This window comes from Streptomyces sp. NPDC043870 (genome assembly GCF_056435785.1).
Genome location: NZ_JBWKDT010000002.1, coordinates 175,839 through 198,584, shown reverse-complemented (window position 1 = coordinate 198,584; position 22,746 = coordinate 175,839). Strand labels below are relative to the sequence as shown.

The 22,746-nt window shown below is 71.4% G+C and carries 23 protein-coding genes and 1 pseudogene; 4 read left to right on the top strand and 20 right to left on the bottom strand.

From position 1 onward, the window contains the following. The 6 genes and pseudogenes from AC0699_RS03375 to tsaB all read right to left on the bottom strand — a co-directional run bounded on the left by AC0699_RS03375 (position 1) and on the right by tsaB (position 3,689). Positions 1-651, bottom strand: a complete 651-nt coding sequence (locus AC0699_RS03375) for a hypothetical protein (protein WP_478655015.1) — start codon at positions 649-651, stop codon at positions 1-3. Positions 652-756: 105 nt separating this feature from the next. Next, positions 757-1,092, bottom strand: a pseudogene (locus AC0699_RS03370) (DUF6247 family protein); the annotation flags it as partial. 84 nt (positions 1,093-1,176) lie between these two features. Further along, the gene (locus AC0699_RS03365) at positions 1,177-1,452 is read right to left on the bottom strand and encodes a hypothetical protein (RefSeq protein ID WP_478655014.1); all 276 of its coding nucleotides are present in this window, start codon (positions 1,450-1,452) and stop codon (positions 1,177-1,179) included. After that, positions 1,449-2,549: a tRNA (adenosine(37)-N6)-threonylcarbamoyltransferase complex transferase subunit TsaD gene (gene tsaD, locus AC0699_RS03360; RefSeq protein ID WP_478655012.1), complete on the bottom strand. Its 1,101-nt coding sequence runs from the start codon at positions 2,547-2,549 to the stop codon at positions 1,449-1,451. The genes AC0699_RS03365 and tsaD overlap by 4 nt, the downstream gene beginning before the upstream one ends. Continuing rightward, complete coding sequence (gene rimI / locus AC0699_RS03355; protein ID WP_478655009.1) at positions 2,542-3,039, bottom strand: ribosomal protein S18-alanine N-acetyltransferase; 498 nt, start codon at positions 3,037-3,039, stop codon at positions 2,542-2,544. The genes tsaD and rimI overlap by 8 nt, the downstream gene beginning before the upstream one ends. Further along, entirely contained in the window at positions 3,036-3,689 is a 654-nt protein-coding gene (gene tsaB / locus AC0699_RS03350) for a tRNA (adenosine(37)-N6)-threonylcarbamoyltransferase complex dimerization subunit type 1 TsaB (RefSeq protein WP_469769400.1), read from the bottom strand. The genes rimI and tsaB overlap by 4 nt, the downstream gene beginning before the upstream one ends. Positions 3,690-3,814: 125 nt before the next feature. Here tsaB and AC0699_RS03345 point away from each other — a divergent pair, with 125 nt between their 5' ends. Beyond that, positions 3,815-4,345 (top strand): hypothetical protein, encoded by a 531-nt coding sequence (locus AC0699_RS03345; RefSeq protein ID WP_478655486.1) that lies wholly within the window; start codon positions 3,815-3,817, stop codon positions 4,343-4,345. A 125-nt stretch (positions 4,346-4,470) separates the two neighbouring features. Here AC0699_RS03345 and AC0699_RS03340 read toward each other — a convergent pair whose 3' ends face one another. The 7 genes from AC0699_RS03340 to glmS form a co-directional block, all read right to left on the bottom strand. Then, entirely contained in the window at positions 4,471-4,662 is a 192-nt protein-coding gene (locus AC0699_RS03340; protein ID WP_478655007.1) for a hypothetical protein, read from the bottom strand. A 187-nt stretch (positions 4,663-4,849) separates the two neighbouring features. Continuing rightward, on the bottom strand, positions 4,850-5,362 hold the full coding sequence (gene tsaE, locus AC0699_RS03335; RefSeq protein ID WP_478655004.1) for a tRNA (adenosine(37)-N6)-threonylcarbamoyltransferase complex ATPase subunit type 1 TsaE: 513 nt from the start codon (positions 5,360-5,362) through the stop codon (positions 4,850-4,852). Continuing rightward, complete coding sequence (locus AC0699_RS03330; RefSeq protein WP_478655002.1) at positions 5,334-6,566, bottom strand: alpha/beta fold hydrolase; 1,233 nt, start codon at positions 6,564-6,566, stop codon at positions 5,334-5,336. Before AC0699_RS03330 ends, tsaE begins: the two co-directional genes overlap by 29 nt. Before the next feature lie 10 nt (positions 6,567-6,576). Beyond that, a complete protein-coding gene (gene alr, locus AC0699_RS03325) occupies positions 6,577-7,749 on the bottom strand; it encodes an alanine racemase (protein WP_478655000.1) in 1,173 nt (390 codons plus the stop codon). A 94-nt stretch (positions 7,750-7,843) separates the two neighbouring features. Then, positions 7,844-9,277, bottom strand: coding sequence for an NAD(P)H-hydrate dehydratase (locus AC0699_RS03320; RefSeq protein ID WP_478654998.1), 1,434 nt, complete (start codon positions 9,275-9,277; stop codon positions 7,844-7,846). A 142-nt stretch (positions 9,278-9,419) separates the two neighbouring features. Next, positions 9,420-9,788, bottom strand: coding sequence for a holo-ACP synthase (locus AC0699_RS03315; protein ID WP_469769394.1), 369 nt, complete (start codon positions 9,786-9,788; stop codon positions 9,420-9,422). Then, on the bottom strand, positions 9,785-11,632 hold the full coding sequence (gene glmS, locus AC0699_RS03310) for a glutamine--fructose-6-phosphate transaminase (isomerizing) (protein ID WP_478654996.1): 1,848 nt from the start codon (positions 11,630-11,632) through the stop codon (positions 9,785-9,787). The genes AC0699_RS03315 and glmS overlap by 4 nt, the downstream gene beginning before the upstream one ends. A gap of 138 nt (positions 11,633-11,770) precedes the next feature. On the opposite strand from glmS, the gene coaA reads away from it, so the two are divergent. Beyond that, positions 11,771-12,763 (top strand): type I pantothenate kinase, encoded by a 993-nt coding sequence (gene coaA / locus AC0699_RS03305; protein WP_478654994.1) that lies wholly within the window; start codon positions 11,771-11,773, stop codon positions 12,761-12,763. Positions 12,764-12,782: 19 nt separating this feature from the next. Beyond that, entirely contained in the window at positions 12,783-13,730 is a 948-nt protein-coding gene (locus AC0699_RS03300) for a DUF389 domain-containing protein (RefSeq protein ID WP_478654992.1), read from the top strand. On the opposite strand, the gene AC0699_RS03295 is transcribed toward AC0699_RS03300, so the two are convergent. The 5 genes from AC0699_RS03295 to AC0699_RS03275 all read right to left on the bottom strand — a co-directional run bounded on the left by AC0699_RS03295 (position 13,719) and on the right by AC0699_RS03275 (position 20,275). Next, positions 13,719-14,942: an alpha/beta hydrolase family protein gene (locus AC0699_RS03295; protein ID WP_478654990.1), complete on the bottom strand. Its 1,224-nt coding sequence runs from the start codon at positions 14,940-14,942 to the stop codon at positions 13,719-13,721. The genes AC0699_RS03300 and AC0699_RS03295 overlap by 12 nt on opposite strands. Before the next feature lie 801 nt (positions 14,943-15,743). Further along, positions 15,744-17,102: a phosphoglucosamine mutase gene (glmM, locus tag AC0699_RS03290; RefSeq protein ID WP_478654988.1), complete on the bottom strand. Its 1,359-nt coding sequence runs from the start codon at positions 17,100-17,102 to the stop codon at positions 15,744-15,746. A gap of 178 nt (positions 17,103-17,280) precedes the next feature. Continuing rightward, positions 17,281-17,799: a 30S ribosomal protein S9 gene (gene rpsI / locus AC0699_RS03285; RefSeq protein WP_453657900.1), complete on the bottom strand. Its 519-nt coding sequence runs from the start codon at positions 17,797-17,799 to the stop codon at positions 17,281-17,283. 41 nt (positions 17,800-17,840) lie between these two features. After that, positions 17,841-18,284: a 50S ribosomal protein L13 gene (gene rplM, locus AC0699_RS03280; RefSeq protein WP_453657898.1), complete on the bottom strand. Its 444-nt coding sequence runs from the start codon at positions 18,282-18,284 to the stop codon at positions 17,841-17,843. A 362-nt stretch (positions 18,285-18,646) separates the two neighbouring features. Further along, positions 18,647-20,275, bottom strand: coding sequence for an ABC-F family ATP-binding cassette domain-containing protein (locus AC0699_RS03275; protein ID WP_478654984.1), 1,629 nt, complete (start codon positions 20,273-20,275; stop codon positions 18,647-18,649). Between the two features lie 47 nt (positions 20,276-20,322). Between AC0699_RS03275 and AC0699_RS03270 the strand changes: the two genes are divergently transcribed. Further along, complete coding sequence (locus AC0699_RS03270; protein ID WP_478654981.1) at positions 20,323-21,204, top strand: hypothetical protein; 882 nt, start codon at positions 20,323-20,325, stop codon at positions 21,202-21,204. Here AC0699_RS03270 and truA read toward each other — a convergent pair. Together truA and rplQ are read right to left on the bottom strand one after the other, a co-directional pair. Then, positions 21,172-22,044 (bottom strand): tRNA pseudouridine(38-40) synthase TruA, encoded by an 873-nt coding sequence (gene truA / locus AC0699_RS03265; protein ID WP_478654979.1) that lies wholly within the window; start codon positions 22,042-22,044, stop codon positions 21,172-21,174. The two genes, AC0699_RS03270 and truA, sit on opposite strands and share 33 nt — an antisense overlap. Positions 22,045-22,131: 87 nt before the next feature. Further along, complete coding sequence (gene rplQ, locus AC0699_RS03260; protein WP_469769386.1) at positions 22,132-22,626, bottom strand: 50S ribosomal protein L17; 495 nt, start codon at positions 22,624-22,626, stop codon at positions 22,132-22,134. Positions 22,627-22,746 lie beyond the last annotated feature (120 nt).

The following is a 22,746-nucleotide window of genomic DNA, read 5'->3' as shown; positions in this document are numbered from 1 at the left end:
TCAGCGGTGCGCGCCGCCGGGCGTATGCGCCGGGCGTACGGCCGAGGTGAGGCGGACCGCCCAGCGGTAGTGGGCCACCGCCTTGGTGATGCCGATCAGACCCATCACCCAGAGGATGAGGCCCACGCCCATGAAGTACGCGACTTGGCCGTACGTCCAGCTGCCGGGGCGTGCGGACGCCGGGGCCACGAACGAGATCCACAGCCCGACCGCACCGAGCAGGAACGACACCAGAAACCACAGCAGACTCAGGCCCGGTACGCGGTGGCGGGAATCACGCGCCGGATCGAGGTCCAGCGCGGCCCATTCGTCCAGCAGTCGACGGATCCTGAGATCACGGCGAACACCGAAGCCGACGACGAACCCGAGCGGCACCACGACGGCGAGCCCGAGCACACCGAAGATCACCAGAAAGACGAGGGCCAGGGGATCGAACCTGTTCAGGCCGACCAGCCCCGCGCCCATGATCCCCCAGCCGAGCTGAAGCGCCGCCACCAGCAGCAGAAAGCCCAGCAGTTGGGGCACCCCCAGCAGCCGGCCGGTGAGCCGGTCCAGCACCATCGCCCGGTCGGCGAGCAGCGCCTCGCGGTCGGGCCAGGCGCGTATGTCCTCGGGGGGCGGAGGCGGGGGGAGAGGGTTGCGACGGGACATGTGTACGAGGCTATCGCCCTGTCACAGCGCGATGATCACGCGTCGGCCTGCGCGGCCCTGGCGAACAGCAGCTCCCCGCCACGGCTCACTCACCGCGGTCCCGGTCAGTGCCTTCCGGGCATCGTCAAGGAGTCGGCCGAGCTCGGCGGCGGCCTCGCGAACCTGATCGGCATCCCCGCTCGCCGCCAGATACTCCAGCTCACGGAAGCGGGCTGCCTGGCGTGGTCGGCGCTGGATCTCCACATGGAGGGCCCAGTGTCTGGTGAAGCGCCTCAGCGGTGCGAGGTCCGAGCCCAGTCGCGCTCGGTCCGCAGCCTGATCCAGCTCGCGGGTGAACGCCGGCAGGGCGGCCGGGGCGATCTGCGCGACGGCCTGGCGCAGCGCCGCGACTGTCGGCGGCGGCTGCGGGATCAAAGGCTGCTCGGACGCACTGGCGGTCATACGTCCTCCCATAGCCGGGATGCTGAGCCGTGCGTCAACCCCTATCGGGCAGGAACTTGTGACAGTCATTCCACCGGGCGACGCTCACACGTGGTCTTCAGAGAAGTCGAGGGACTCGAAGCGCCAGCGGTGCACCGGGCGGGTGATCAGATCCGCGGCCGGCTCCGGGAGTTCGGGCAGCCCGGCGTCGCTGTCCGGCACTTCCCACCAGGTCAGCACCAGGACCCGCTCCCCGGGCGCCCGGAACGTCTCCCGGCGCAGGGGCGCCGCGTCGAGGGCCTGCGCCCGCGCCCACTCCAGCAGCTCGGCGCCCCGCCCCTCGGCCGCCCGCGCCTCCCACATCAGCGTGACGACGCTCATGAGTAGAGGTTGTCCTTGCTGATCTCGTGCACATGGTCGTGATCGTGGTGGTGGCTGCCCGGGACATGCGGGTCGGTCACCGGCAGGGAGGAGTCCGCGGACAGCTCCCAGTCCGAGGCCGGCCGGTTCCTGGCGACCATCTCCGCGCCGAGCGCGGCGACCATCGCGCCGTTGTCCGTGCACAGCTTCGGCCGCGGCACCCGCAGCCGGATCCCGGCCCGCTCGCAGCGCTCCTGCGCCAGCGCCCGCAGCCGCGAGTTCGCCGCGACGCCGCCGCCGATCATCAGGTGGTCGACGCCCTCGTCCTTGCAGGCCCGCACCGCCTTGCGGGTCAGTACATCCACCACGGCCTCCTGGAAGGACGCCGCGACGTCCCGTACGGGCACGTCCTCGCCCGCGTTCCGCTTCGCCTCGATCCAGCGGGCCACGGCCGTCTTCAGCCCGGAGAAGGAGAAGTCGTACGCCGGGTCGCGCGAACCGCTCAGCCCGCGCGGGAACGCGATCGCGGACGGGTCGCCCTCCTTCGCCAGCCGGTCGATGACCGGGCCGCCGGGGAAGCCCAGGTTCAGCACGCGAGCGATCTTGTCGAACGCCTCACCCGCCGCGTCGTCGATCGTCGCGCCCATCGGCCGCACGTCATTCGTGATGTCGGGCGCGAGCAGCAGCGACGAGTGACCGCCGGAGACCAGCAGCGCCATCGTCGGCTCGGGCAGCGGGCCGTGCTCCAGCTGGTCCACGCAGATGTGGGACGCCAGGTGGTTCACCCCGTACATCGGCTTGCCCAGCGCGTACGCGTACGCCTTCGCCGCCGATACGCCGACCAGCAGCGCGCCCGCGAGTCCGGGGCCGGCGGTGACCGCGATGCCGTCGAGGTCGCGGGCTGAGACGCCCGCGTCCTTCAGGGCACGCTCGATGGTGGGCACCATCGCCTCGAGGTGCGCGCGGGAGGCGACCTCCGGAACGACTCCGCCGAAACGCGCGTGCTCGTCGACGCTGGAGGCGACGGCATCGGCGAGCAGGGTCGTCCCGCGGACGATGCCGACGCCCGTCTCGTCGCAGGACGTCTCGATGCCGAGTACGAGAGGTTCGTCAGCCATGGTTCTCGGTTCCTTGTACGTGTAGGCGCATGACGAGGGCGTCGATGTTGCCGGGCTGGTAGTAGCCGCGGCGGAAGCCGATGGGCTCGAAGCCGAAGCGTTCGTACAGCTTCTGGGCGCGGGTGTTGTCCACGCGGACCTCGAGCAGGACCTCGTCGCATTCGAAGGCGGTGGCGTGCTGCAGCAGATCGGTCAGGAGCCGGGCCCCGAGTCCGGTGCCCCAGTGGTCGCGGACGACGGCGATGGTCTGTACGTCGCCGAGTCCGCCGGCCGCGGCGAGGCCCGCGTAGCCGACGATCCGGCCGTCCCGGGGGTCCTCGGCGACGACATAGCGGCGGGTGGAGCGCGGACCTCGAGCATGGGCCAGCTCGGACCAGAACATCCCGGGCGACCAGGCGTCCTCGGGGAAGAGCTCGTGCTCCAGCCGCAGCACCGGATCGATGTCCCACCACCGCATCTCGCGCAGCACAGCGGCGGTCGTGGCGGTCATTTCGGCGTGACCACCTTGTAGTTCTTCGGGACCTGCGCATCCGGGCGGCGCAGGTACAGCGGTCGCGGAGGCAGCAACTCCGCGCCGGCGGCCAGCTTCTCCGCGGCGAGCGACGCCAGCGCGGCGGCCGACTGGTGCTCGGGTGCGCGGGCGTCGGGGAAGACCTCGGGGTAGAGCAGCGCACCCGCACCCACCGCCGGGAGCCCGGCGACCTGCTCGGCGATCTCGGCGGGGCGGTCGACGCCCGGCTCGCTCAGCCGGGTGCGGAAGCCGTCGTACCGCGCCCAGTAGACCTCCTTGCGGCGCGCGTCCGTCGCCACCACGAAAGGCCCGTCGAGCCCGGAGGCGTAGGCGAGGCCGTCGAGCGTGCACAGGCCGTGGACGGGGACCCCGAGTGCCGAGCCGAACGTCGTGGCGGTCACCAGACCGACGCGCAGTCCCGTGTACGGCCCGGGGCCGACGCCGACGACGAGGTCCGTGACGGCGTCCAGTTTCAGCCCCGCCGAGGCGAGCACCCGGTCGACGGCGGGCAGCAGCAGCTCCCCGTGCCGGCGCGCGTCGACCTGGCTCGACTCGGCGACGACTGAGTCGCCGTCGTGCAGGGCGACGGTGACGGCGGGGGTGGCGGTATCAACAGCGAGGAGGAGCACGCAAACAGCCTACGGCCACCGGGACAGGGCACGGCGTCCCGTCCGCCCCGGCCCCTGCTGCTACCGTCACCCACGGACGGGCGTACGAAAGGGGAGCCAAGGTGGCAAGGAGCAGCTCGGGAATGGTGGCCGGGCTCACCACAGCGGCGATCGCCGTGGTCGCCTTCCTCGCCTACCAGGCCTCGGCGAACGTTCCGGGAAACCTGGGAAAGCCCACCGTCTCCTCCCCCTCCGTCCACCCCTCGGACGCCGCCAAGAAGCCGCACAGGGACCCGCTGGCCGTCCCGGAGAAGTCCGGCAAGGGCGCCCGGGTCGTCTACTCGCTCGGTGAGCGCCGGGTCTGGCTGGTGGATGCGGACGGGCAGGCCACGCATACCTTCAGGGTCGTGCCGAGCACCGTCAGCCCGGTTCCGGGCGCGTACGTCGTGACGTCGCGGAGCGGCAGGATCCAGGGTTCGGACGGGGTGCCGATCGAGCACGTCGTACGGTTCGCGAAGGTCGATGACGTGTCGATCGGCTTCAGCGCCGCCATGGACGGTTCGCTGGAGAGCCCGGACCCGGACAAGAAGACGGGCGGCGTGCGGATGAAGCGGGTGGACGGCGACGCGATGTGGGCGTTCGCGACGATCGGCTCGAAGGTCGTCGTCGTCCTCTAGGCCGTCTCCAGGCCGTCCTCCGAGCCGCCTCCGGGCCGCCTCGAGGCTGTCCCCGAGTTGCGATGGCCCATGCGCACGGACAGGGCGCGCGGGCCGCGGGGCGTCCGGTGCGTCACCCGGACGGGCTACGCCGCGTCGCGGCGCGCTTCACGCTCCTCGGCGACGGCGGCCTCGGTGCCCGCGTCACGCCGCCGCGGCGGAGTGGAGACCGCAGTGGCCGCCGCGCATGACGCCAGCAGATCGCTCATCGACAACGCCGACGGCGACGCTGTCTGCGGCTTGGGCCGCGGCTGCGCCTCGTGCTCGGACGCCGACATGGATGCCTCCTGGGGTTCAGGGGGGCGTGGTTAGGTAGACCTAACCTTGTCTCGTATCCATGTGACCATGCCTGGAGCAACAGACGCAACATTTTGCCGACGTCTTGTCGGAACGTACACAAACGGCCGGTCGGCCCCCGGCCCCCGGCCCTCAGGGGGGCGGGCGGCGAATCCGGCCGTCAGGCCATCAGGCGGTGAGCCCCGCGAGCCCCGCGTCCGCCCAGCGCGCCCCGAACCCCGTCACGGTGACCTGGCGGCGTTCGTCGTCCGTGTTGCCCACGACGCGGTGGATGACCACGTGCAGCCGGTCCTCGGACAGGTCCTCGACCTTGCCGTCGCCCCACTCGACGACCACCACCGACTCCGGCAGCGACACGTCGAGGTCCAGGTCCTCCATCTCGTCGAGCCCGCCGCCCAGCCGGTACGCATCGACATGCACCAGCGCGGGGCCGCCCACCAGCGACGGGTGCACGCGGGAGATCACGAAGGTCGGGGAGGTGACGGCACCGCGCACGCCCAGGCCTTCGCCGAGCCCGCGCGTCAGCGTCGTCTTGCCTGCGCCGAGTTCGCCGGTGAGCATCACCAGATCACCGGGCCGCAGCAGCTTCGCGAGCCGGCGGCCCAGCTCCTGCATCTGGTCCGGCGACGTGAGCGTCAGACGGGCGGCGGCCTCAGCCGCCGGGCTGTGCGGTGCTTCCATAGGTGCCAACGTTAGCCGCTGCGGGGACCGCCCCGACCCGCACCAGCAGGTCCGCCAGCCGGTCCGTGACCACCTCCGGGTGCTCGAGCATCACCAGATGCCCCCCGTCCGGCACGATCACCAGCTCCGAGTCGGGCAGCAGATCCGCGATCGCCTCGCTGTGCGAGCTGGGCGTGACCAGGTCCTTGTCCCCGGCCAGGACCAGCACCGGAACCTCCTGGAAGACGTCCAGCGCCGTCGCCTTGTCGTGCTCCGCGAACGCCGGGTAGAACTCGGCGACCACGTCGATCGGCGTCCCCTCGATCATCCGCTCCGCGAACCTGGCCACCGCCGGATCCACGTCCCGCGAGCTGAACGAGTACCGCTTGATCAGGCCCGCGAAGAGATCGGCCGTCGCCCGGCGCCCCCGCTCCACCAGCTCCGCCTGCGAGCCCAGCGCCTTGAGGACACCCGGCAGCACCCGCCGCACCACGTTCACCCCCGCCACCGGCAGGCCGTAGTTCACCTCACCGAGCCTGCCCGCCGAGGTGCCGACGAACGCGGCGCCCACCACCCGCTCCCGGATCAGCTCGGGGTACGCGGCGGCCAGCGCCATCATCGTCATGCCGCCCATCGAATGGCCGACCAGCACCAGCGGCCCCTCGGGCGCGGCCGCGTCGATGACCGCCTTGAGGTCACGGCCCAGCTGGTCGATGGAGACCGGCACACCGTCCGGGCCCGACTGGGCGGCCCCGCGCCCCGACCGGCCGTGGCTGCGCTGGTCCCAGTGGACGGTACGGATCAGACCGCGCAGGGCTGCCCGCTGGAAGTGCCAGGAGTCCTGGCTGAGGCAGTACCCATGGCTGAAGACGACGGTGACAGGCGCGGGGGCCTTGCGGCCGAAGAGCCGGCGCCTGCGCGGAGCGGCCTGGCCCGTCTCCGGGTCGACCTCGTCGGTCTCGTAGTACAGGGCCGTGCCGTCGTCGGCGACGGCCCTGCCCGGGGTGCCGCGCAGTGCCCCGTACGGCCCCGAGGCGTCCAGGGCGAGCCGGGCCTTGCGGCGCATGCCGCGGCCCACGGTCATGCGCTCTATCGCGACGCCCGCCGCCGCACCGGCGGCGATCACCCCTATGGCGGCGCCGGCGAAACCCGCCCGGCGCCAGTTGCCCGTGGCGGCGTCGGACATCGCCGCCGCCGCCACGTCCCCCGCGCTGCTCTCGCTCACCGTGCCGCTCCTACTGGTCGTCCGGTCTCTCGTCGGATTCCGCGTTGAGGTAGACGCGCGGGACGCGTGTCCCGATGCGTGTCACGATCTCGTACGCGATCGTGTCCGCCGCCTCCGCCCAGTCCTCGGCGGACGGCTCGCCCCGGTCGCCGGGGCCGAACAGCACCGCCTCCGCCCCTTCCCGCACCGTGCCGCCGTCCGGGCCGAGATCGACCACGAACTGGTCCATCGCGATCCGGCCGGCCACCCGCCGCCATTCGCCGCCGACCAGCACGGGGCCGCGTCCGGAGGCATGTCGCGGGACACCGTCCGCGTACCCGACCGGCACCAGGCCCAGGGTGGTCTCGCCCGGGGTGATGTAGTGGTGCCCGTAGCTGATGCCATGGCCCGCCGGGACCTGCTTGACCAGGGCCAGGGACGCCTTGAGCGTCATGACAGGGCGCAGCCCGAAGTCGGCGGGCGTGCCCAGCTCCGGGCTGGGCGAGATCCCGTACACCGCGATCCCCGTGCGCACCAGGTCGAAGTGCGTGTCCGGAAGGGTCAGCGTGGCCGGCGAGTTGGCGATGTGCCGGACCTCGGGCTCGATGCCCTCCTTCTCGGCGTACGCCACCAGATCCTTGAAGACGGACAGCTGGGCGGCGATGGAGGGGTGGTCCGGCTCGTCGGCGCACGCGAAGTGCGACCACAGGCCGGTGACTTCGACGGTGCCCGCCTCCTCGGCGGCGCGGGCGGCGGCGACCAGTTCGGCCCAGTCGGCCGGCTGGCAGCCGTTGCGTCCGAGACCGGTGTCGGCCTTGAGCTGGATACGGGCCGGGCGACCAGCTTCCCGGGCCGCCCGCGTCACCTCGCGCAGTGCCCACATACCGCTCACCGACATGTCAAGACCGGCCTCGATGCCCTCGCGCCAGGGGCCGCCGGGCGTCCACAGCCAGCACATCACCCGGCCACCGATGCCGGCCGCACGCAGGGCGAGCGCCTCCTCGGGAGTGGCGGTGCCCAGCCAGGTCGCGCCCGCGGCCCGCGCAGCCTTCGCGCAGGGCACCATCCCGTGTCCGTACGCGTCCGATTTGACCACGGCCATGACGGCGGCGCGGGGCGCCCGCGCGCGCAGTGCGCGGACGTTGGCGCGCAGCGCGGCGAGGTCGATCTCGGCGCGGGCTCGGAAGGGTGCGTTCTGAGTCATCGCCGTCAGTGTCTCAGAGCCCCCCGGCATAGTTCGTACGGCAAGGACCACGAGTGGCCCTGGTCACCCGCCTGCTGTGCCGGGGGGTGACATGTCAGGGGCTCGTCACGTCGCGCCAGGCCTGGGGGATCGCCGTGGCCACGTCGTTCGCCGACACCGGGGCGTCGCGGGAGACGCGCCGGGCAGCCAGACCGTGGAGGTACGCGGCCACGGAGGCGGCGTCCAGCGGCGGGAGGCCCGCCGCGAGCAGTGAACCGGCGAGCCCCGACAGGACATCTCCGCTGCCGGCCGTGGCCAGCCACGACGTGCCCGTCGGGTTCACCCGGACCGCGCGGCGGGTGTCCGGATCGGCCACCAGCGTCGTCGAGCCCTTGAGCAGCACCGTCGCACCGTACTTCGCAGCCAGCGCCCGCACGGAGGTGAGCCGTGCCCCCTCGACCTCCTCACGCGCCACGCCGAGCAGCGCCGCCGCCTCACCCGCGTGCGGGGTGAGCAGCGTCGGTGCACTGCGTCCGCGCACCGCGTCGGGGTCGAGGCCGCGCAGTCCGTCCGCGTCGACCAGCACCGGAACGTCTGAGTCCAGCAGATCCTGCACGCCGGGCCCGTCGCCCAGGCCCGGGCCGACGACCCAGGCCTGCACCCGGCCCGCCTTCGAGGGCGGCCAGCCGTGCACCAGCGCCTCCGGGAACCGGGCGATCACCGCGTCCGCCCCCGGGCCCACGTACCGCACGGCCCCCGCGCCGCCGCGCAGTGCGCCCGCCACCGCGAGGACGGCGGCGCCCGGGTAACGTGGGGACCCGGCGACGACACCGACCACGCCTCTGCGGTACTTGTCGCTCTCCACGGCGGGCACCGGCAACAACTGGGCCACGTCCGCGTGTTGCAGGGCCTCCAGATCGGGCACGGACGGCAGATGCGGTTCCAGGCCGATGTCGACGAGCCGCACCGCTCCGGTGTGCTCCCGGCCGGGGTCGATCAGCAGGGCGGGCTTGTACGTACCGAACGTGACGGTCGCATCCGCCCGCAGCGCCTCCCCCGCGACCTCGCCCGAGTCCGCCTCGACCCCGCTCGGCAGATCGACGGCGAGCACGACCGCGCCGGAGCCGCGTGCGGCGCGGGCGACCGGTACGGCGTCGGGGCGGAGGCCGCCGTGGCCGCCGATCCCGGTGATGCCGTCCAGTACGAGGTCGGCCACGGCCAGCACCGCGAACGGGTCGTCGGCGACCCGCCCGCCGGATTTCAGGAGCGCGGCAAGACCGGCCCCGTGGGTCCGGTCGGGGGCGAGCAGCACCGCGGTCACCCCGGCGCCCCGGCGGGCGAGCCGCGCCCCCGCGTAGAGCGCGTCGCCCCCGTTGTCCCCGCTGCCGACGAGCAGCACGACGCGGGCCCCGTACACCCGCCCGAGCAGTCCGGCGGCCGCGGCGGCCAGCCCGGCGGCGGCCCGCTGCATGAGCGCACCCTCCGGCAGCCGGCCCATCAACTCGGCCTCTGCGGCCCGTACGGTCTCCACGCTGTAGGCATGACGCATGCTCAGAAGTCTGCCGCGCCCCGCCCTCCCGGGCCACGCCACGAATCGCGCCAACTCCGCCCGCGCGGGCCACCCACCGGCCCGCACCCAGCGACCGGCCGGGGGCGGAACCGAAACGGCGACAGAAGGCCCGCGGAGGTACCTACCCCTCGGCGATCACCACCGCCGACGCGACGCCCGCGTCATGGCTGAGCGACACATGCCACGACCGCACCCCTCGCTCCTCGGCCGCCGCCGCGACCGTGCCCCGCACCCGCAGTCGCGGCTGCCCGGAGTCCTCGACGTACACCTCGCAGTCCGTCCAGTGCAGCCCGGCCGGCGCGCCCAGCGCCTTCGCGACCGCCTCCTTCGCGGCGAAGCGGGCCGCGAGGGAGGCGACGCCGCGCCGCTCACCGCTGCCCAGGAACAGCTCGCTGTCGAGGAACAGCCGGCGCGCCATCCCCGGCGTCCGCCGCAGCGCGTCGTCGAACCGGTCGATCTCGGCGACGTCGATCCCCACCCCGATGATCATTCGACCGTGACCGACTTCGCCAGGTTCCGCGGCTGGTCCACCTCGTTGCCACGGGCCGTCGCCAGCTCGCACGCGAAGACCTGCAGCGGCACGGTCGCGACCATGGGCTGGAGCAGCGCGGGCGTCGGCGGGATGCGGATCAGATGGTCCGCGTACGGCACGACCGCCTCGTCGCCCTCCTCCGCGATCACGATCGTCCGCGCACCGCGCGCCCGGATCTCCTGGATGTTCGACACGATCTTGTCGTGCAGCACGGACCGGCTGCGCGGCGACGGTACGACCACCACGACCGGCATGTCGTTCTCGATCAGCGCGATGGGCCCGTGTTTGAGCTCACCCGCCGCGAAGCCCTCGGCGTGCATGTAGGCGAGCTCCTTGAGCTTCAGCGCGCCCTCCAGCGCGACCGGGTACCCGACGTGCCGGCCGAGGAACAGCACCGTGTTCTTGCGGGTCAGCGAGCGGGCCAGCTCCCGCACCGGCTCCATGGTCTCCAGGACCTGTTCCACCTGCGTGGCGATCTGCGACAGGTCCCGGACGACGGCCCGGATCTCGTCGCCCCACTTCGTACCCCGTACCTGCCCCAGGTACAGCGCCACCAGGTAGCACGCCACCAGCTGGGTCAGGAACGCCTTCGTCGAGGCGACCGCGACCTCGGGGCCCGCGTGCGTGTACAGCACCGCGTCCGACTCGCGCGGGATCGTGGAACCGTTCGTGTTGCAGATGGCCAGGACCTTCGCGCCCTGCTCGCGCGCGTGCCGCAGCGCCATGAGGGTGTCCATGGTCTCGCCCGACTGGGAGATCGCGATCACCAGGGTCCGCGGGTCCAGGATCGGGTCCCGGTACCGGAACTCGCTCGCCAGCTCGACCTCGCACGGGATACGCGTCCAGTGCTCGATGGCGTACTTGGCGATGAGCCCGGCGTGGAAGGCCGTACCGCACGCCACGATCACGATCTTGGTCGCTTCGCGCAGCACCGTAGCCGGAATCCGCACCTCGTCCAGGGTCAGCGAGCCGCTCGCGTCGATTCGGCCCAGCAGCGTGTCGGCGACCGCCTTCGGCTGTTCGGCGATCTCCTTGAGCATGAAGTAGTCGTAGCCGTCCTTCTCGGCGGCGGACGCGTCCCAGTCCACGTGGTACGCCCGCACTTCCGCGGGCGCGCCCTCGAAGTCCGTGACAGTCACGCTGTCGCGCCGCAGTTCGACGACCTGGTCCTGGCCCAGCTCGATCGCCGAGCGGGTGTGCGCGATGAACGCGGCCACGTCCGACGCGAGGAAGGCCTCACCGTCGCCGATCCCGACGACCAGCGGCGAGTTGCGGCGAGCCCCCACAACGACCTCCGGCTCGTCCGCGTGCACCGCGACCAGTGTGAACGCGCCCTCCAGACGCCGGCACACCAGCCGCATCGCCTCGGCCAGCTCACCGCACGACGAGAACGACTCGGCGAGCAGATGCGCCACGACCTCCGTGTCGGTCTCGGACGCGAGGTCGTGCCCGCGCTCGGCCAGCTCGTCCCGCAGCGCCGCGAAGTTCTCGATGATGCCGTTGTGGACGACCGCCACCCGGCCCGCGTTGTCGAGATGGGGGTGGGCATTGACGTCGGTGGGGCCGCCGTGGGTGGCCCAGCGGGTGTGCCCGATGCCCGTCGACCCGGCCGGGAGGGGCCGGTCGACCAGCTCCTTCTCCAGGTTGACGAGCTTGCCCGCCTTCTTCGCCGCGGCGAGCCCGCCGTCGGCGAGTACGGCCACGCCTGCCGAGTCGTAGCCCCGGTATTCGAGCCGCTTGAGCCCGGCGATGACGACATCGAGCGCGGACTGCGCTCCCACGTATCCCACGATTCCGCACATGGCCGCAGCCTACGACTCCGGCGGGCGCACCCGGGCCGCCCCGGTCCGTGGCCGCGCGACGCGTCCGACGGACAGGTGACGGGTCGACGTGAGCGACGACACGCCGCGCTCCGCCCGTCCTGCGACCACAATGAGCATGTGATCACTTCGCCGCCACGAAGCCGTAGGGCCGAGAGGACAGAGTCGTCCCCCTACGTCGACCTCACCCGCGAGGAGTGGAGCGCTCTCCGCGAGAGAACCCCGCTCCCCCTGTCCGCGGCCGAGGTCGAACAGCTGCGCGGTCTCGGCGACGTCATCGACCTCGACGAGGTACGGGACATCTATCTGCCGCTCTCCCGGCTGCTCAATCTGTACGTCGGCGCCACCGCCAATCTCCGTGGCGCCCTCAACACCTTCCTCGGCGAGGCGGGCAACGGCCACGGCACCCAGCGCGGCACCCCCTTCGTCATAGGTGTCGCGGGCTCCGTCGCCGTCGGCAAGTCCACCGTCGCGCGCCTCCTCCAGGCGCTGCTCGCCCGCTGGCCCGAGCACCCGCGCGTCGAGCTGGTCACCACGGACGGCTTCCTGCTGCCGATGAAGGAGCTGCAGGAGCGCGGCCTCATGTCGCGGAAAGGTTTCCCCGAGTCGTACGACCGCCGCGCCCTGACCCGCTTCGTCGCCGACATCAAGGCCGGCAAGGACGAGGTCACCGCCCCCGTCTACTCGCACCTCATCTACGACATCGTGCCGGGCGAGCGCCTCACCGTCCGCCGACCGGACATCCTCATCGTCGAGGGCCTCAACGTCCTCCAGCCCGCCCTGCCCGGCAAGGACGGCCGCACCCGCGTCGGCCTCGCCGACTACTTCGACTTCTCCGTGTACGTGGACGCGCGACCCGAGGACATCGAGCGCTGGTACCTCAACCGCTTCCGCAAGCTGCGCGCGACCGCGTTCCAGGACCCCTCCTCGTACTTCCGCAAGTACACCCAGGTGTCCGAGGACGAGGCGCTGGACTACGCGCGCACGATGTGGCGCACGATCAACGGGGTCAATCTGCTGGAGAACGTCGCACCGACCCGGGGACGTGCCACCCTGGTCGTGCGCAAAGGCCCCGATCACAAGGTCCAGCGCCTGTCCCTGCGCAAACTCTGAACCGCCGAGGAGCGCCGCGTTGCTGCACCTGCGCCTGATCGTCCCCTCCGACCGCACCGAGGAGGTCGTCGACACCCTGGAGAGGACGGTCGGCACCACGCATCTCGCCGTCCTCCCCGGTGCCGCCCGCAACCCGTCGGGCGATCTGGTCCTGTGCGACGTGGCACGCGAGGCCGGTGACGAACTGATCGAACGCCTGCGGGAACTGGGCCTCGAAAAAGAGGGCTCGATCGCGGTCGAGAACATCGACCTGTCGCTGTCCAAGCGCGCCGACAAGGCGGAGGACGAGGCTCCGGGCGAGGGCGCGGACGCGGTGCTGTGGGAGCAGCTGACCGACGCGACCCACGAGGAGTCGACGCTCTCCTTCACCTACATCACGTTCCTGACGCTGGCGACGATGATCGCCGCGTGCGGTGTGGTGCTCGACAACGCGATCCTCATCGTGGGCGCGATGGCCGTCGGCCCGGAGTTCGGGCCGCTCGCCGGATTCAGCACGGCCGTGGTGCAGCGCCTGCCGCGCCTCGCGTGGCGCTCGCTGGTGGCGCTGATCGTGGGCTTCGCCGCGGCGATACTGCTCACGGTCCTCTTCAGCTATTTCATGAACGGCATCGGCCTCTTCGAGCGCTCGATGCTGGAGGCGGACCGGCCCAACACCGCCTTCATCTACGCCCCCGACGAGTTCTCGTTCGTCGTCGCCGTGCTCGCGGGCATCGCCGGCACCCTCTCCCTGACCTCGGCCAAATCGGGCGCGCTGGTCGGCGTGGCGATCTCGGTGACGACGGTCCCGGCCGCCTCGAACGCGGCGGTGGCTCTCAGCTACAGCGACTACGGGCAGGCCTGGGGCTCCAGCGAGCAGCTGCTGCTCAACCTGCTCGGCATCATCCTGGCCGGGACGCTCACGCTGTTCACCCAGAAGTGGCTGTGGAAGATCCAGCGGCAGCGTACGGCGAGGAAGTCAGCGGCCTGACAGCGTCTCCTGCAGCCAGTCGAAGACCACCTCGCAGTGCTGCTGCGGAGCCATCGGGGAGCAGTGCAGCTGCGCCCCGGTGGCCGTGGTGAGCTTCACGTAGTCCTTGGGAGCCGTCAGCTTGTCGAACATCTGGCGCGGCTGGCCGGGATAGAACTGCTCGTAGTCGTAGTCCAGGACCAGCGTGGGCATCTTGATGCGGCCCACGACGTTCGTGATGTCCAGCGACTGGATGAGCTTGGCAGGGGTGTAGAAGTCGGTGAACATCTTCTCCTTGCGGGCGTCCAGCATCGCCGGGACGGAGAAGGGCTCGAAGCGCTTCTTCAGCGTTGCGGCATCGGCCGGGGGCAGCTCGGGGACGACCTCCTTGTTCCAGATGTCGTTGGTCTCCTCCTTGCTCGGCTGGAGGATCTCGCGGACCTCCGGGGGAAAGCCCAGCCACGGGTTCACACAGCCGGGCATCGCCACCAGTGCCGCGATCCGCTGCTCGAAGGCCGCGGCACGGGGCGCGAGGTCGCCGGCCATGCTCAGCCCGGTCAGGGCGATCTTGTCGGTGTCCACGTCCGGTCGGGCGACCAGCCAGTCGACGAGCGGGGTGACGACCTTCTCCCAGGTCGGGGTGAAGACCACCTGGTCCACGAAGAGCAGCTGTCCCTGACCGGGCCCGTCGTACACCAGGGCGTTCCAGCCGCGGTTCAGGGCTGCCGAGACGCCGTAGGTCCACATGTCGACGTTCTGCCCGTCGCTGCCATTGGTGAGGATCACGGTGGGACGGCGCTGTTCGGCCTCGTCCGGCCGGAAGAACCACACGGGCAGCGGGGACTTCCCGTACGGGACGTTCGTCTTCACCGGCGCCGGGTCGCACAGGTCGCAGAACCTGTCCCAGGCACCGCGTCCGGCTTTGTAGACCTGCTCCTCGCTGCCGGGGTCGTCGGAGCCGAGGACGAAGAACAGCGCCTGGGCGTAGTACTGCGCGGCCCGCAGCGCACGGAAGCGCGTGGTCTGGTCGTCGGACTTGCTGTCCTCGGGTGCCTCCATCAGCTGGTCGCCGAGCTTCCTGAAGGTCTCGACGTACGTCTGCGAGGAGAGGCCGGCCTTGTTGATCGTGTTCACGGCGGTGAGCACCTCACCGACCTCAGCAGCGCCGAAGCCGGACCCGCCGAGCGCGAAGAGCCCGTTGAAATTGAACGCCGGGTCCTTGAAGAGCGTCATCACTCCAGGCGTCGGACCGCCCGCGCCGGCGGGGGACGACGCCGTGGGGCTCGGGCTGGATGTGGGCGCCGCGTCCGATCGTGTGCACCCGGCGACCATCGCGGCCCCACCGACGAGCCCGGCAAGCGCAACGCGCCGACTGGGCGGCTCCCTCGATACGTCCGTCATACGACCTGAACGTACGAGCCCGACCAGCGGCCCCGGGCACGCCACACCCTCGACTCCCCCGAAGGGCGGAGCACCGGCACTTCCCTGGCACCCGGCAACCGGGCCGGATCCCACCCTCCCGCGTCCCACCCACCGGGCTGCAGTCGGTGGACGGGTCCGGGGCGGGCCGTGCAGGGTCGGCCCCGCAGGGACCGGCGGAAGTACCGGGTGCTCCCGCGGTACCGGGCAACCCGCCGGTCCCGAGGAGTCGAGCCCGGAGCCCCGCCCCACCACCCACCGGCGCACCCCGAGCCCGTCCGGCGATTGAGGACGGACACACCGGCCGCGCCCACGGCACCGGGCACACCGACACCGCACCCCCGCCACCCACCGGCAGCAGCCACACCAAGCCCGTCCGGCGATTGAGGACGGACACACCGGACGCCGCCACGGCACCGGGCACACCGACACCGCACCCCCGCCACCCACCGGCAGCAGCCACACCAAGCCCGTCCGGCGATTGAGGACGGACACACCGGACGCCGCCACGGCACCGGGCACACCGTCACCGCCCCCGCCGGAGGCACGCCGTACCCAAACCGCACCCCGCCAGGGGATACGCGCAGGGGGCCACCCCCTGCGCACACGTCAGCGTCAGCCCAGCGCCGACTTCACCGCGTCAGCCAGCCGCCCCGCCACCGACCGCGCCTGGTCGATGTCCGCCGCCTCGACCATCACACGGACGAGGGGCTCGGTGCCGGACGGGCGCAGGAGGACCCGGCCCGTGGAGCCGAGCTCGCGCTCCGCGTCGGCGACGGCGGCTGACAGCTCGTCGGAGGTGGCGACACGCGACTTGTCGACATCCGGAACGTTGATCAGGATCTGCGGGAGACGCTCCATGACGCCCGCCAGCTCGGCGAGCGAGCGGCCCGTCGCCGCGACCCGCGCCGCCAGCATCAGACCGGTCAGCGTGCCGTCGCCCGTCGTGGCGTGGTCGAGGACGATGACGTGGCCGGACTGCTCGCCGCCCAGCGCGTAGCCCTCGGCCTTCATCGACTCCAGGACGTACCGGTCGCCGACCGCGGTCTGCACGAGCTGCACGCCCTCGCGCTCCATGGCCAGCTTGAAGCCCAGGTTGGACATCACCGTCGCGACGACCGTGTCGCCGCGCAGCGTGCCCGCCTCGCGCATGGCCAGCGCCAGCACCGCCAGGATCTGGTCGCCGTCGATCTCGTTGCCCGCCGCGTCCACGGCGAGGCAGCGGTCCGCGTCACCGTCGTGGGCGATACCGAAGTCGGCCTTGTGCTCGACGACCGCGGCCTTCAGCAGGTCCAGGTGCGTGGACCCGCAGCCGTCGTTGATGTTCAGCCCGTCCGGCTCCGCGCCGATCGTCACGACCTCCGCGCCCGCCCGCGTGAACGCCTCGGGCGAGACCCGGGCCGCGGCGCCGTGGGCCTCGTCGAGGACGACCTTCAGCCCGTCGAGCCGGTTCGGCAGAACCGCGATGAGGTGGGCGACGTACTTGTCGAAGCCCTCGTCGTAGTCGCGGACACGGCCCACACCGGAGCCGGTCGGCCGGTCCCACGGCGCACCGGTGCGGTGCTCCTCGTACACGGACTCGATCCGGTCCTCCAGGTCGTCGGCCAGCTTGTGGCCGCCGCGCGCGAAGAACTTGATGCCGTTGTCCGGCATGGCGTTGTGGCTCGCCGAGAGCATCACACCGAGGTCGGCGCCCAGCACGCCGGTCAGATACGCCACCGCGGGCGTGGGCAGCACTCCGACACGCAGGACGTCCACGCCCGCGCTCGCGAGACCCGCCACCACGGCGGCCTCCAGGAACTCCCCGGACGCACGGGGATCACGCCCGACCACCGCCGTCGGCCGATGGCCCTCGAACGTGCCCGCCTCGGCGAGTACGTGCGCCGCCGCGACCGACAGACCGAGCGCGAGCTCCGCCGTCAGATCCGCGTTGGCGACACCGCGCACACCGTCCGTGCCGAAGAGTCGTCCCACTGGTGTCCTCCGAAAATGCTCCGAAAACGCGAGCCTCTGGCGCTTTCCTGTGTTTATACGCCCGAGACGTCGAGCTGTGTCACCCCGGGGGGTCTCCCCGGTGGTCCGAAACAGAACGCCCCGGCAGCACGGAGTGCCGCCGGGGCGAACGTATGCCGTATGTGGCAAGCAGGCGGGATTAGCGCTTGCTGTACTGCGGGGCCTTGCGGGCCTTCTTCAGACCGGCCTTCTTGCGCTCGACGGCACGGTCGTCGCGGCTCAGGAAGCCGGCCTTCTTCAGCGGGCCGCGGTTGTTGTCCACGTCCGCCTCGTTCAGCGCGCGGGCCACGCCGAGGCGCAGGGCGCCGGCCTGGCCGGAGACGCCGCCACCCGAGATACGGGCGATGACGTCGTAGCGGTCGTCGAGCTCGAGCACCTTGAAGGGCTCGTTGACTTCCTGCTGGTGCACCTTGTTGGGGAAGTAGTCCTCAAGGGTGCGACCGTTGATCTTCCACTTGCCGGTGCCCGGAACGATCCGGACACGGGCGATGGCGTTCTTGCGACGACCCAGGCCGGCGGCCGGCTGGGGCTCGCCGAAGCGGGACGCGAGCGACTCGCTCGTGTACTCGCCCTCGACGGGGACGTCGGACTCGAAGGTGGTGACCTCGGCGTAGGTCTCTTCGCCCTCGACGGGGGTCTCAGCGGTGGTCTCGGCCACGATGCTCCTCAGATTCTTTTCGTCTTAGGGGGTGGCCGGACTTACTGCGCGACCTGGGTGATCTCGAACGGAACCGGCTGCTGAGCAGCGTGCGGGTGGTTCTCGCCCGCGTAGACCTTCAGCTTCGAGAGCATCTGACGGCCCAGGGAGTTCTTCGGGAGCATGCCCTTGACGGCCTTCTCGATGGCCTTCTCGGGGTTCTTCTCGAGCAGCTCGTCGTAGCGGACGGAACGCAGACCACCCGGGTAGCCGGAGTGGCGGTACGCCATCTTCTGGGTCCGCTTGTTGCCGGACAGGTGCACCTTCTCGGCGTTGATGATGATGACGAAGTCACCAGCGTCAACGTGCGGCGCGTAGATCGGCTTGTGCTTGCCCCGCAGAAGGGTGGCGGCAGTGGTCGCCAGACGACCCAGGACGACGTCCTGGGCGTCAATGACGTGCCACTGGCGGGTGACATCGCCGGGCTTGGGGCTGTACGTACGCACGGTCGTAGCCTTCGCTTCTCAGTTGGGGTATCCCCAAGCCCTAGGGCTTAGGGGAAGGGTCCTAAGGCCACCCGGACGATCACGACAGCCTTGGCCGCACATCGGGGACGCAACCCGAGTGCCTGCCGCTGGTCATCGGCCCGGTGGACCGGCGTAAGGGCCCCTCGCGTGAGAACGACCAAGCCAATACGCATAACGAACCAGAAGAATACCTTCGGGCACCCACGCGGGTCAAAACGCCTCGGCCCCACGGCCGGGACCTCTCCCCCACGCCGCCCTCGCACGGCTCGGCCCCAGGGGGCCTCCCCGGCTTCGGCAGGCTGCGACGGACCCCGTCCGCCGACAGGGCGGCCGCCCACCCCCTACCGCTCCCGCACCACCCTGCGCTCGTCCCAGACCGGCTCCCCGGTCTCCCGCACCACCCCGTCGGAGCCGAAGACCAGGTAGCGGTCGAAGCTCTTCGCGAACCAGCGGTCGTGGGTCACCGCCAGCACCGTCCCCTCGTACGCCTCGAGACCTTCCTGCAGCGCCTCCGCCGACTCCAGGTCCAGGTTGTCCGTCGGCTCGTCCAGCAGCAGCGCCGTCGTCCCCCGCAGCTCCAGCAGCAGGATCTGGAAGCGCGCCTGCTGCCCGCCCGACAGCCGGTCGAACGGTTGATCGCCCTGCCGCTCCAGCTCGTACCGCCGCAGCGCGCTCATCGCGCCGCCGCGGTCCTTCGCATGCTCCGTCCACAGGATGTCGACGAGCGTGCGGCCCAGCAGCTCGGGATGCGCGTGGGTCTGGGCGAAGTGCCCGGGCAGGACCCGCGCACCCAGCTTCCAGGTCCCGCTGTGCGCCACCTGCTCCCCGGCCAGCAGCCGCAGGAAGTGCGACTTCCCCGAGCCGTTCGACCCGAGGACCGCGACCCGCTCGCCGTAGAAGATCTCCAGCGAGAAGGGCTTCATCAGCCCCGTCAGCTCCAGGTTCTCGCAGGTCACCGCCCGCACGCCGGTGCGCCCGCCGCGCAGCCGCATCCGGATGTCCTGCTCGCGCGGCGGCTCCGGCGGCGGGCCGGCCTCCTCGAACTTCCGCAGCCGGGTCTGGGCCGCCGCGTACCGCGACGCCATCTCATGGCTGACCGACGCGGCCTGCCGCAGATTGATCACCAGCTTCTTCAGCTGGGCGTGCTTCTCCTCCCAGCGCCGCTTCAGCTCCTCGAACCGCGCGAACCGCTCCCGGCGCGCCTCGTGGAACGTGCCGAAGCTCCCGCCGTGCACCCACACGTCGCTGCCCGCGGGCCCCGGCTCCACCGCCACGATCTTCTGCGCCGCGCGCGCCAGCAGCTCCCGGTCGTGGGAGACGAAGAGCACGGTCTTACGGGTCTCCCGCAGCCGCTCCTCCAGCCAGCGCTTGCCCGGGACGTCCAGATAGTTGTCCGGCTCGTCGAGGAGCAGCACCTCGTCGGGGCCGCGCAGCAGCGCCTCCAGCACGAGCCGCTTCTGCTCACCGCCGGAGAGCGTCCGTACCAGCCGCCACTGCGCCTTCTCGTACGGGACGCCGAGCGCGGCCATGGTGCACATGTCCCAGACCGTCTCGGCCTCGTAGCCCTGCACCTCGGCCCAGTCGCTCAGCGCCTGCGCGTACCGCATCTGCGCGGCCTCGTCGTCGACCGTCATGATCAGCTGCTCGGCCTCGTCGACCACCCGCGCCGCCTCCCGGATCCGCGGCTGGGCCACCGACACCAGCAGGTCCCGGACCGTGCGCTCATCCCGCACCGAGCCCACGAACTGCGGCATCACCCCGAGACCGCCGCTCACCGACACGGTCCCGCCGTGCGGCTTCAGCTCCGCGGAGAGCAGCCGCAGCAAGGTCGTCTTGCCCGCACCGTTCGCCCCGACGAGGGCGACGACCGAGCCGTCCCCCACCCGGAAGGAGACGTCGCCCAGCAGCGGCCGCCCGTCCGGCAGGTAGTACTCCAGATGCGCGGCCTCGAGATGTCCCATGGCGGGCATTGTCGCCGCCGGACACGCTCCCGCCCAACCGGTTTAGGATGCGCGGCATGAGCTTTGGGGGACCCCAGTGGCCGCAGGAGCCGCACCAGCAGTACGGACAGCAGTCGCAGCAGTCGCAGTCCTTGCAGACGCCGGACTGGGCGGCGCTGGCCGACGCCTCGGCCGCGCGCACCCGCCGCAAGAGGTGGCTGCTGATCGGCGGCGGCGCTGTGGCGACCGCCGCGATCGCCGCGATCGTGGCCACGGCCGTCGTGTCCACGAACAAGGGCGCCGAGTCCGGCAAGAACGCCACTGATCTGCCCACGGCGCCCGATCTGCCGAACGAGACCACCCAGCCCGAGCCGTCGTTCTCGTCGGTCGCGCCGCCGCCCCCGCCCAACCCGAAGGACTTCATCTCCAGCGAGAAGAAGGACAAGGCGCCCCTCAGCGCCGATACCCTCTACCCGGGCAAGAAGCTGACGATGGGCGACCGGGTCTACGCCAAGGGCTCCACCGCCCGCACCACCAACTGCGCCTCGGCCACCCAGGGTTCGCTGGGCGCGGCCCTGCGGTCCCACGGCTGCGACCAGGTGATCCGCGCGACGTACACGAAGGACGGCGTGGCCGTCACCATCGGTGTCGCGGTCTTCCCGACGGAGGCTCAGGCACAGGCCGCCGTGAAGCAGTCGGCGCGCAACATCGCCCCGCTGGCCGGCTCGGGCGTCGCAGGCTTCTGCAAGGGCGGCCCGGTGTGCCGCTTCGTGGGCAACTCCTACGGCCGCTACGCCTACTTCACCGCGACGGGCTATCTGAACGGAAAGTCCGTCACCAAGGGCGACACCAAGGCCTTCCAGCCGGGCGACGACCTGGCGGAGTTCACGTTCCGTCAGATCGTGCGCCGGGGCGAGATGCAGGCGTCAGCAGCAGCCACCGCTCCCGCCGGTCAGTGACCCGGGCAACGACCGCTTGTTGCGGGCCGCCAGATTCCTCGCGGCCAGCAACTCGTCGGCGGGATAGCCGACTTCCTCCAGGGTGAGTCCGTGCGGCCGTACGACGTGTACGGCCGAGTCACGGACGCCCGCGGCCAGCACCTGGCCCGGCCAGTCCACGGGACGGTGCCCGTCGCCGACGAACAGCATCGCGCCGACCAGCGCGCGCACCATGTTGTGGCAGAAGGCGTCGGCCTTCACGGTCGCGGTGAGGATCCCGTCCGCGCCGCGCTCCCAGCGCAGCTCCTGCAGGGTCCGGATGGTCGTGGCGCCCTCGCGCTTCTTGCAGTACGCCGCGAAGTCGTGCTCGCCGAGGAGCTTCTCGGCGGCGGCGTTCATGGCGTCCACGTCGAGCGGCCAGTCGTGCCACAGCACATGGCCGCGCAGCAGCGGGTCGACGCCGCCGGGGTGGTCGGTGACGCGGTAGGCGTAGCGCCGCCAGATCGCGGAGAAACGGGCGTTGAACCCGGCGGGGGCCTCCTCGGCCTTCCACACCCTCACGTCGTGCGACAGCCGCCCTGCGAGCCGCCGCAGCAGCTTCTCCCGGTGGTCGTCCCACACCGCCTGCGGCAGATCGACATGCGCCACCTGCCCCCGGGCGTGCACCCCCGCGTCGGTACGTCCGGCGACGGTCAGCTCGTACGTCTCCGACGACCGTGTCACCGTACGGATCGCGTCCTCGATCTCGCCCTGCACGGTCCGCTGCCCGCGGGTCTGCCTGGCCCAGCCCGAGAAGTCCTTGCCGTCGTACGACAGGTCCAGCCGCACCCGTACGAAGCCGGGCCTCACGTCATCGCTCACGTCTCGTAATCCCTTTCAGCAGGAACGGGCCCGCCCCCACAAAGGGGAACGGGCCCGTCCGTCAGCCGTAAAGCCGTCTCAGAACGCTCAGGCGTCCTTCGACTCCTCGGCCGGAGCCTCGGCGGCGTCCTCGGCCTTGGTCTCCTCGACCTTGGCCTCGTCGGCCTCCTTGACCGCGCGCTTGGTGGCGGCCTCGGCCTCGGCGACCGTGGCCTTCTTCGCGATCTCGCCCTCGACGAGCTCGATCACGGCCATCGGGGCGTTGTCACCACGACGGTTGCCGATCTTCGTGATCCGGGTGTAACCACCCGGACGCTCGGCGTAGCGCGGAGCGATCTCGGTGAAGAGCGTGTGGACGACGCTCTTGTCCGTGATCGTCTGCAGCACCAGGCGACGGTTGTGGATGTCGCCCTTCTTCGCCTTCGTGATCAGACGCTCGGCGACCGGACGCAGGCGGCGGGCCTTGGCCTCGGTCGTGGTGATGCGGCCGTGCTCGAACAGCGACTTCGCGAGGTTCGCGAGAAGCAGCTTCTCGTGCGCGGCGCTGCCGCCCAGACGGGCACCCTTGGCGGGCTTCGGCATGGTGTTTCTCCTTGTGATCTGCACCGGCCGTATCAGGTACCGATGTCAGTTCCCCCAGGCGGTCGCGAGGGGGCAGGTGCGGGGGGCGTGAGCCCCCCGCAAATCTCTCAGTACTGCTCG